At 74.1% G+C, this 9874-nt stretch carries 1 protein-coding gene; it reads right to left on the reverse strand.

Features of this window, described 5'->3' with window-relative positions; translation table 11 throughout:
* Nucleotides 1–536 precede the first annotated feature (536 nt).
* The gene (locus tag OG823_RS08230; RefSeq protein ID WP_371478765.1) at nucleotides 537–9869 is read right to left on the reverse strand and encodes an amino acid adenylation domain-containing protein; all 9333 of its coding nucleotides are present in this window, start codon (nucleotides 9867–9869) and stop codon (nucleotides 537–539) included.
* Between the last annotated feature and the right edge of the window lie 5 nt (nucleotides 9870–9874).

A 9874-nucleotide genomic window follows, 5' to 3' on the forward strand; every position in this document is an offset into this window, starting at 1 on the left:
GGCCCGGGCGGCGGCCACCCGCTCCTCCTTCACCCTGCGCGCTTTCGCGGGCGGACACTTCCATCTCCTGGACCACACCGCGGAACTCGTCGCCGATCTCCTCGGCCGAATCGCTGCCGATCGACCCCGAGGCGAATTCCGGCCGTATTCCGTCGCGAACCGGCCGGACGGGACGGCCACATCTCCCGGAATGCTCCGCGAGCACCGATGATCGCGCGCGCCGCGACGGCGCGCGGTGATCGATCCACCGCCCCGCCGGAATTCCGGTCGCCGCGCGCGGCCCGGGTGAGGCGTCCGGACGGTGCACGGGAACAGAACATTCGGCGGCGGCCGTCCCTCGACGTGCCGCGGGGACGGACGGACGTTCTCCGGGTGGCGCTCGGACGCCATGCGCCGGGGCTCCGGCGCATTCGTCGGTGGCAATCCGCCGGAGCGCAGACCGGGCCGCCCGGAACGACGGGAGCGACCGCTGCCGTTCGCCCACGAAAGGACTGGCGGGGTGGCGCGGGCCCGGCCGGGCCCGCGCCACCCCGCCGTCAGACCCGCTCCACCCGCTCGCCGGCCTCCGCCGGGTCACCGGCCACGCCCGGGTCGGGCCGTCCGGTCCCGTCCTCGGGCTCCGTCGCACCGGGCTCCGTAGTGCCGGTCTCCGTAGTGCCGGTCTCCGTCGTACCGGCCGTGGTACCGGCCGTCGCACCGTCGGGCCCGGCCGCCGCCGCGGCGCGCAGTTCGGCCAGTCCGGCCTCCGGCTGCGCCACGATCGCCCGCAGCAGCCGCTCGTAGGACCCGGCCAGACTCTCGGCCGTCCCACGGGCGAACAGGTCGGTGCTGTACTCCAGGTAGCCGTGCAGGCCGGACGCCGCCTCCTGCACCACCAGGTTGAGGTCGTACTTCGCCGTGCCGGAGCCGGTGTGCAACTGCCGCACCGCGAGGTCCGCGAAGCCGCCGTCCCCGCCCTCGCCGCCGCTCCCGACGCCGCCCTCGCCCTCACCCTCGGCGCGGGGGGCCTGCACCGGGGCCGGGATCAGGTTGAACGCGGCCTGGAACAACGGGGAGTGGGACGGGTCGGGCTCGGGCACCAGGGCCCGGACCAGGTCGACGAACGGCAGGTCCCGCTGCTCGTGGGCCTCGGCCGTGACCTGCCTGGCCTGGGTGAGCACCTCGGTGAAGGCACGGTCCGGGGCCACGTCCAGCCGCATCACCACGGTGTTGACGAAGTAGCCGACGAGCTGCTCCAGTTCGGCCCCGGAGCGGTTGGTGACCGGCGAGCCGATGGCCAGTTCGCGGTCCTCCGTCCGGCCGCCCAGCAGCACCGCGAAGGCCGACAGCAGGGTCATGTAGAGCGTGACGCCGCGCTCCTGGCCCAACCGCTGGAGCCCGGTCAGCAGGTCCAGCGGTACCTGGAACTGCGCCGCGGCCCCCTGGTAGGACTTCACCGGGCAGCGCGGGTAGTCGGCGCGCAGCGACAGGCACGCCGGCAGGCCGTCCAACTGGCGGCGCCAGTACTCCTGCTGGCGCTCCAGCTCGGGGGCGCCGACCGCACGCGACTGCCACCGGGCGTAGTCGGCGTACTGGAGCGGCAGCGGCTCCGGCAGCGGCTCGCCGCTGCCGCTCAGCGCCCGGTACAGCGTGAGCAGTTCGCTCAGCACGATGCTCACCGACCAGCCGTCGAAGATGCCCCAGGGCCGGGTGAGGACCACCACGTGCTCCTGCTCCGAGCGGGCCAGCAGGTGCACCCGCAGCGGGTGCCGGTCCTCCGGGGCGAAGGGCCGCAGCCGCTCGGCGCGCAGCCACTCGGCGACGGCGTCCTCGTCCGCCACCGGCAGGACGGTCACGGCGAAGCCGTCGGCGCCGTTCACCCGCTGGGTGACCACGCCCTCGCGCCGGACGTAGCCGGTGCGCAGCACCGCGTGCCGCTCGACCAGGGCCAGGACGCTGCGCGTGTAGGCGTCGCGGTCCAGCGGGCCGTCGATCCGGAAGGCCATCTGGACGTTGTCGTACGCCGTGCCCAGGTGCTCCGGCCGGCCGAGGAACCAGAGGTCCTTCTGCTGGAGCGACAGCGGTGCCTCCTCGCCCTCGGCGGCCGCGACGGCGGGCAGCAGCGGGATGCTCTCCCGGGCGGCCGGCTCGCGCTCCAGGGCCTCGGCGAGCTCGGCCACGGTGGCGCCGTTGAAGACCAGCTGGAGCGGCAGCTCCAGACCGGTCTCCTTCCTGACCCGCAGGGTGAGCCGGGTGGCCAGCAGGGAGTGTCCGCCGAGGTCGAAGAAGGTGTCCTGGAGCCCGACGCTGCTGATCCCGAGCACCTCCTCCACGATGCGGCACAGGGTCCGCTCGGCCTCCGTGCGCGGCGCGACGTAGACCTCCTTGACCAGGTCGTCCTCGTGCGGGGCCGGCAGTGCCCGCTTGTCGACCTTGCCGTTGGGCGTGACCGGGAGCTCGTCCAGGACCACGAACACGCCGGGCACCATGTAGTCCGGCAGGCGCGCGGAGAGGTGCTCCTTGAGCATCCGGGCCATCGCCGGGCCCAGGCCCCGCAGCTGCGGGGAGTTCGCCAGGTGCGACGCCCGGTAGGGGGCTCGTGCCCGGACAGGCGGCAGCTCGCCGCGGCCGAACACCAGGTCCAGCCCGTCGGCCCGGTTCTGCGACCGGGTGGCGGCCACCCGGTAGCCGAGGTCCTCGGCGTGGCGCAGCACGGCTTCGAGCTCCCGGTCGTCCGCCGCGGCCTGCTCGGAGAGCGCGGACCCGGCCGGGAGCGGCTCCACCTCGTGTCCGGCCGGCCGGCGCGCCAGGCCCTCGCTGATCGCGACGTCCTCGGCGACCCGGGGGTCGGTCAGGCCGCTGACGCCGAACCGGTCGGGGGTGGCGCCGTCCAGCAGGGCCCGCAGCCGGGCCGGCGTGGCGGCCTCCAGCCAGGGGTGCGCGCCGGCCGGCGCGGCGGCGCCCTTGGTGAGGACGACGTCGTAGCCGTACGCGGACCGTCCGCCCGGGCCGGCGTCCCGCCTGAGCGGTAGGTCGACGGCGGCCAGCTCCGGGAAGCGCTCGGTCAGCCGGGCGAACCAGCTGGGGCTGACCAGCAGCCCGGTCTCCTCGCGGCGGGCGCGCTGCACCTGTTCGGCGAGCGCGCCGGCCGTGCCGGCGGCGTCCGCGCGAGCGCGCTCGGCGGCGCACAGCTCGGCCGCGAACAGGTCCAGGTCCCGTACGCCGCCGAGCAGGATCCGGCCGCCCTCCTCCAGCAGCGGCAGCAGCCCGGCGATCGTCCGCTCCAGGTAGGGGCGGTTGGGGAAGTACTGCACGACCGAGTCGAGCACGATCGTGTCGAAGCCCCCCTCGGGCAGGTCCGCCACCGACAGGGCGTCGCCCCGGCTCAGGGTGACGTGCGACCAGCCGCGCTGCTCGACGCCCCGCCGGACGTGGTCCAGCGCCGCGGCCGAGAGGTCGACCGCGTGCACCGAGGCGCAGCCCTGGGCGTAGCGCAGCAGCAGCTCCCCCGTCCCGCAGCCGATCTCCAGCACCCGCTCGGGCCGCAGTGCCTCGACGGCCCGCAGGGCGGCGTCCAGGCGCCCGGCGCCGCCGGCCGACGGATCGGGCGCGGGCCGCGCGTCGGCGTACCGCTCCTCGAAGAACTGCCGCCACCGGTCGAGGTGTCCGGCGTTCTGCTCCTCGGCGGCGGCGTCCAGCCACTGCGGGGTCGGACGGGTGTAGGCCACCAGCGTCCTGGTGTTGCCGGACTCGCGCGGGAGGACGACCGCGCTGTGCACCGCGGGGTGCGCGTGCAGCGCGTTCTCGATCTCGCCGGGCTCGACCCGGAAGCCGCGGACCTTGACCTGGTCGTCGGCGCGCCCGAGGTACTCCAGGGTGCCGTCGCCGCGCCAGCGGGCCACGTCGCCGGTGCGGTACATCCGCTCGCCGGGCTCCCCGAAGGGGTTGTCCAGGAAGCGCTGCGCGGTGAGGTCGGAGCGGTTGAGGTAACCGTGCGCAAGGCCGTCACCGGCCAGGTGCAGCTCCCCGGCCACCCCGACCGGCGCGGGCCGCAGTCGCTGGTCCAGTACGTAGGCGCGGGTGTTCTGGATCGGCCGGCCGAGCGGCGCGGCGGCGGGCCACTCGGCCACGTCGGCGGGCAGGGTCGCGGCGGTGACCACGTGCGTCTCGGACGGACCGTACTGGTTGTGCAGTCGCAGCAGAGGCCGGGCCGCGTGGAACTCCCGTACTTGCGTGGTCAGTTGCAATGCCTCGCCGGCCTGCAGGACGTGCCGCAGGGAGTCCAGTCGCAGACCCTGCTCGACGGCGGCCTCGTAGACGGCGGCGATCACCAGGTTGGGTGCGAAGAACTCGGTGATCCGTTCGCGCTCCAGCCACTGGGCGAGCTGGGCGGGGTCGAGACGGGTCTCCGAGCCCGGCACGCACAGCGTCTTGCCCTGGAGCAGGGCGTTCAGCAGCTCGTACTCGGACATGTCGAAGCTGACCGCGCTGAACTGCGACACCCGTGAACCCGGCTCGGCCGGGAAGACGCCGGCGGACCAGTCGAGCAGGTTCGCCAGCACCCGGGCGGGCAGGACCACGCCCTTGGGCCGACCGGTGGAGCCCGAGGTGTAGACGACGTACGCGGGGGTCTCCCGGGTCAGCGGCGCGGGCCGGTCGGCGTCGCCGGGGTTGTCGGCGGCGGCGTCCGCGAGCAGCGCCCGGGTCGCCGGCGCGTCCAGCTCCAGCAGCGCGCCGTGCAGGGCGGGCGCGGTGGCCCGGTCGGTCAGCACCACCACCGGCCGGGTGTCGTCGAGGATGAAGTCGATCCGCTCCTGCGGGTACTCGGGATCGATCGGCAGGTAGGCGGCGCCGGCCTTCAGGACGGCCACGAAGGCCACGATCAGGTCGATGCCCCGGGGCAGGACCACCCCGGCGAACCCGCCGGGGCCGACGCCCCGCTCCAGCAGGACCCGGGCCAGCCGGTTGGCCCGCTCGTTCAGCTCCGCGTAGGTCAGCTCGCCCTCGGCGGCGCTGACCGCGACCGCCTCGGGGCTGCGGGCGGCCTGTCGCTCGATCAGCTCGGGGAGCGAGGCGTCGGGCACCGCCGCCACCGGACCGCTCCAGGTGGTCAGCAGGCGGCGGCGCTCGGTGGCCGGCAGCACCTCGATGTCGAGGGCCGCGGTGCCGGCGCCGTCGTCCGCGGCGAGTGCGCCGACGATGCCCGACAGTGCGGTCTCGACGTGGTCGGCGACCGCCTCGCAGGCCACCTCCTCGTCGACCAGGATGTCGAGCGACAGTTCGGTGCCGAAGTCGTCCAGCGACACCGTCAGCGGGTAGTTGATCCCGTCCGCGGCCGCGACGAAGCGCACGCCCCGGTCGTCGATCCGGGGCGCCGCCGGTCCGCCGTGGCCCGCCTCGAAGTGTCGGAAGTTGACCACCGCGCTGAACAGCGGGGCGTCGCCGTCCAGGCCGCTGCACCGCTGCACCAGGCCCAGCGGGCTCTGCTCGCGGACGATCAGCTCCTGCAGCCCGGCGTCGACGTCCGCGATCAGCTCCCGCACGGTGCGGCCGGCCAGCCGTGCCCGCAGCGGCAGCGTGTTGATGAAGTTGCCGAGCATCCGCTCCACGCCCGGCACGCCCTGCAGGCGCCCCGACAGCACGGTGCCGAACACCACGTCGTCGCGTCCGCTGGTCGCGGCCACCACGCAGGCCCAGGCCGCGTGGAAGAGGCCGGCCGGACTGATCCGCAGCCGCTGGGCCTGGGCGCGCAGGTCCCGGGTGAGGCCCGGGGGCAGCGGGCGGCGCAGCTGGCGCATCCGCCGGGCGTCGCCGCGCACGTCGGTCAGCCCGAACGGCGTGGTCGGCTCGGTGACGTCGCCGAGGACGGACCGGAAGTGGGCCTCCACGTCCGGCACCGGCTGGTGCAGCGTGTGGGCGACGAAGTCCCGGTAGGGCGGGGCGGGTTCCAGGTGCTCCGCGCGCCCCGCCATGTGGATGCCGAGCTCCTGCAGGGTGAGCCGCAGCGAGGTGGCGTCCTCGATCAGGTGATGGGCGGTCAGCAGGAGGTAGCGCCGCTCGGAGCCCGGATCCTCGGCGATGACCAGGCGCAGCAGCGGGGCCCGGTCCAGGGCGAGCGGAGCGGGCCGGCCCAGCAGCTCGCGCGCCTGCTGCTCCGCGTCCGCGTCCGGGTCCAGGCGCACGCGCTCCACCGCCGGCCGGGCGCTGCGGTGCACGACCTGCACGGGCTCGGGCAGGCCCGCGGTGAGCACCGCGGTGCGCATCACGTCGTGCCGGTCGACCAGGGCCTGGAGCGCTTCGCCGAAGGCGGCGCAGGCCCCCTCGTCGTCGGCGACGTAGAGGGTGGAGACGAGGTACGGGTCGTTGGAGGGATCCATCAGGTGATGGAAGAGGATGCCCTCCTGCGTGGAGACCAGCGGGTAGACGTCCTGGACGTTGGGTGCGCCGCCGGGCACCGTGGCGACGATCTCGTCGATCTGCTCCTGGCTCAGGGTGATCAGCGGGAGCAGCTCCGGGGTGATCCGCTCGCACCCCGGCCCGATCGGGTTCGGCGGGACGCTGTAGTCCGTGCCGTCCTGGGCCGCGTCCAGGCTCGTCGCCAGGCCGGCCAGGGTCGGGGCGCCGAAGACGGCGCGCACGGTGGCCCGCAGGCCGGCGGCCTTGAGCCGGGCGACCAGGACGGTGATCAGCAGCGAGTGGCCGCCGAGCGCGAAGAAGTTGTCGTCGGCGCCGACCCGCTCCTCCTCGAAGCCGAGCAGCTCGGCCCACAGGCCGGCCAGCAGCCGTTCGGTGGCGGTCCGGGGCGCGGTGTAGGCGCGCTGCGCGAAGGCCTCGATGTCGGGCGCGGGCAGCGCCCTGCGGTCGAGCTTGCCGTGGGCGGTGACGGGCAGCGCGTCCAGCACCACGAAGGCGCCGGGAACCATGTACTCGGGCAGGCTCTGTTCGAGGTGGCGGGTGAGCTCGCCGTGGTGGTCGGCGAGAGCGGGCTCGTCGGCGAGCACCGTGTACGCCACCAGCCGGGGGTTGCCGGGCTGGTCCTCGCGGACCACCACCGCGCAGGAGCGGACGGCGGGGTGCTCGGTCAGCCGGTGCTCGATCTCACCCGGCTCGATCCGGAAGCCGCGCAGCTTGACCTGGTCGTCGATCCGGCCCAGGTACTCCAAAGCGCCGTCGGGCAGCCTGCGCGCGAGGTCGCCGGTGCGGTACATCCGCGCCGCGGGGTCGCCCGCGAAGGGGTTCGGCACGAACCGCTCGCGGGTCAGCTCGGGCTGGTGCAGGTAGCCCCGGGCCAGGCCGTCGCCGGCGATGTAGAGCTGGCCGACGCACCCGATGCCCTGGGGCTCCAGCGCCTCGTTCAGCACGTGCAGCTGGATGTTCTGGATCGGCCGGCCAATCGGGACGGTGCGCGGCGCCGGGCCCGGCGGGCAGGTCCAGTGGCTGACGTCCACGGCCGCCTCGGTGGGGCCGTACAGGTTGTGCAGGAGCGCCGGGTGCCGCTCGTGGTGGCGGGCGCACAGCTCCGCGGGCAGGGCCTCGCCGCTGCAGAACACCTGGCGCACGGAGGTGCACCGGGACCAGCCGGGCTCCTCCACGATCGAGCGCAGCATGGACGGCACGAAGTGCAGGGTGGTCACGCCGAACTCCTGGACGGCGGCGACCAGGTAGGCCGGGTCCTTGTGCCCGTCCGGTTCGGCGACGGCCAGCCGGGCCCCGAAGAGCAGCGGCCAGAAGAACTCCCAGACCGAGACGTCGAAGCTGTAGGGGGTCTTCTGCAGGACGACGTCGTCCTCGGTCAGGCGGTACTCGTTCTGCATCCACTCGATGCGGTTGACGGCCGCCCGGTGCTCGATCATGACGCCCTTGGGGCGTCCGGTGGAGCCGGAGGTGTGGATGACGTACGCCAGGTGCTCCGGGCCGAGTCCGGCCGCCGGCAGGTCGCTCCCGTCGTCCGCCCGGGGGGCGGCCTCCTCGCCGTCGCGGTCGCGGACCGCGCCGTCGCGGTGCAGGGTCAGCAGGTGCGCCGCGCCCTTCAGCGGCTCCTGGTCCAGGTCCGGCTGGGTGAGCACCACCTGGACGCCGGAAACCTCGACCAGCTCCGCGATGCGGTCGGCCGGGTAGGAGGGCTCGATCGGCATGTAGGCGCCGCCGGCCTTGAGGGCGCCGAGGATGCCGGCGACCATCTCGGCCGAGCGCCGCGCGCTCAGGCCGACCAGGCTGTCGGGGCCGACCCCCCGCGCGCGCAGGGCGTGGCCGATCCGGTTCGCCCAGGCGTTGAGCTCCGCGTAGCTCCAGGAGCGTTCGGCGTCGACCAGCGCGGTGCGCCCGGGGTGGCGCCGCACCTCGTCCTCGAACAGCTGGTGCAGGCAGCGGTCGTCGGAGTAGGGCCGGCGGGTGTCGTTCCACTCCTCCAGGACCTGGCGGCGTTCGGCCGCGCCGGTCATGGCCAGCCGGGAGGCGGGGGCCGTCGGATCGGCCGCGACGGACGCCAGCAGCTCGGTGAAGTGCCCGATGAAGCGGCGGACGGTCGCCCGGTCGAAGAGGTCGGTGTTGTACTCGACCGTGCCGAGCAGCCCGTCCGGCGTCTCCCGGAGGTCCAGCGTGACGTCGAACTTGGTGATGTCGACGTCGAACTCGACCGGCGACACCTCCAGGTCTCCGAGCCTGGTCTCCCGGTCGGTCTGCGCCTCCTGGAGCACCAGCATGGTCTGGAAGACCGGCGAGTGGCTGAGGCTGCGCTCCAGCTGCAGGGCGTCGACCACGGCCTCGAAGGGCACGTCCTGGTGGTCGTAGGCGTCGAGCGCGGTCCGCTTCACCTGGGCCAGCAGCTCGGGGAAGGTCGGATCGCCCGACAGGTCGGCGCACATCACCAGGGTGTTGGCGAAGAAGCCGATCAGCCCCTCCACCTCGATCCGGTTGCGGTTCGCCACGACCGTGCCGACCGCGATCTCGCTCTGGTTCGTGTAGCGGTGCAGCACCAGGGAGTAGGCCGCGAGGAGCGTCATGTACAGCGTGACGTCGTACTCCTTGCCGACCTCCCGCAGCCGCTCCAGCAGCTCGGCCGGGCAGCGGAAGGACTCGCGCGCCCCGTGGTAGGTCTTGACCGCCGGACGCTCCCGGTCGGCGGGCAGCGACAGCCTGGGGTCGACGCCGGCGAGCTGCTTCTTCCAGTACTCGACCTGGCGCGTCCGCACGTCGCCGGCGAGCCACTCGCGCTGCCAGTGCGCGTAGTCCGCGTACTGGACGGGCAGCGGCTGCAGCGGCGAGGGCAGCCCCGCGCTGAACGCCCCGTAGAGGGCGATCAGATCGCGGACCAGGACGCCGACCGACCAGCCGTCCGAGACACCGTGGTGCATGGTCACCAGCAGGACGTGCTCCTGCTCGGACTGCCGCAGCAGCCGGACCCGGATCAGCGGGTCGTGCTCCAGGTCGAAGGGTTCGGCCGCCTCCCGGGCGCAGACCAGCGGCAGGTCCGCCGGATCGGCGAGCTCCTCCTCGCCGACCACGATGTCCCGGCCGTCGCCGATGAGCTGGTACGGCACGCCGTCGTGGTCGACGAAGCGGGTGCGCAGCGCCTCGTGCCGCTGCACCACCTCCGCCAGCGCCCGCAGCAGGGCGGGCCGGTCGAGGTGCCCGCGCAGCCGGGTGGCCATCGGGATGTTGTACGCCGCGCTGGTCCCGTCCAGCTGCGCCAGGAACCACAGGCGCTGCTGGGTGAAGGAGAGCTGGACCGGTTCCTCCGCCGAGCGGGGGAGCCGCGCGATGGTGTCGAGTGCGGAGAGGTCCACGCCCTGCTGCTTGAGCATGGCGATCAGGGCACGCTGCCGTTTGGCGGGCAGCGAGCGGATCTTCCGGATCAGGTCCAGCCCGCTGCCTTGAGTGGTGGTACTCATCGTCG

The sequence above is a fragment of the Kitasatospora sp. NBC_00315 genome (assembly GCF_041435095.1).
Taxonomy (GTDB): domain Bacteria; phylum Actinomycetota; class Actinomycetes; order Streptomycetales; family Streptomycetaceae; genus Kitasatospora.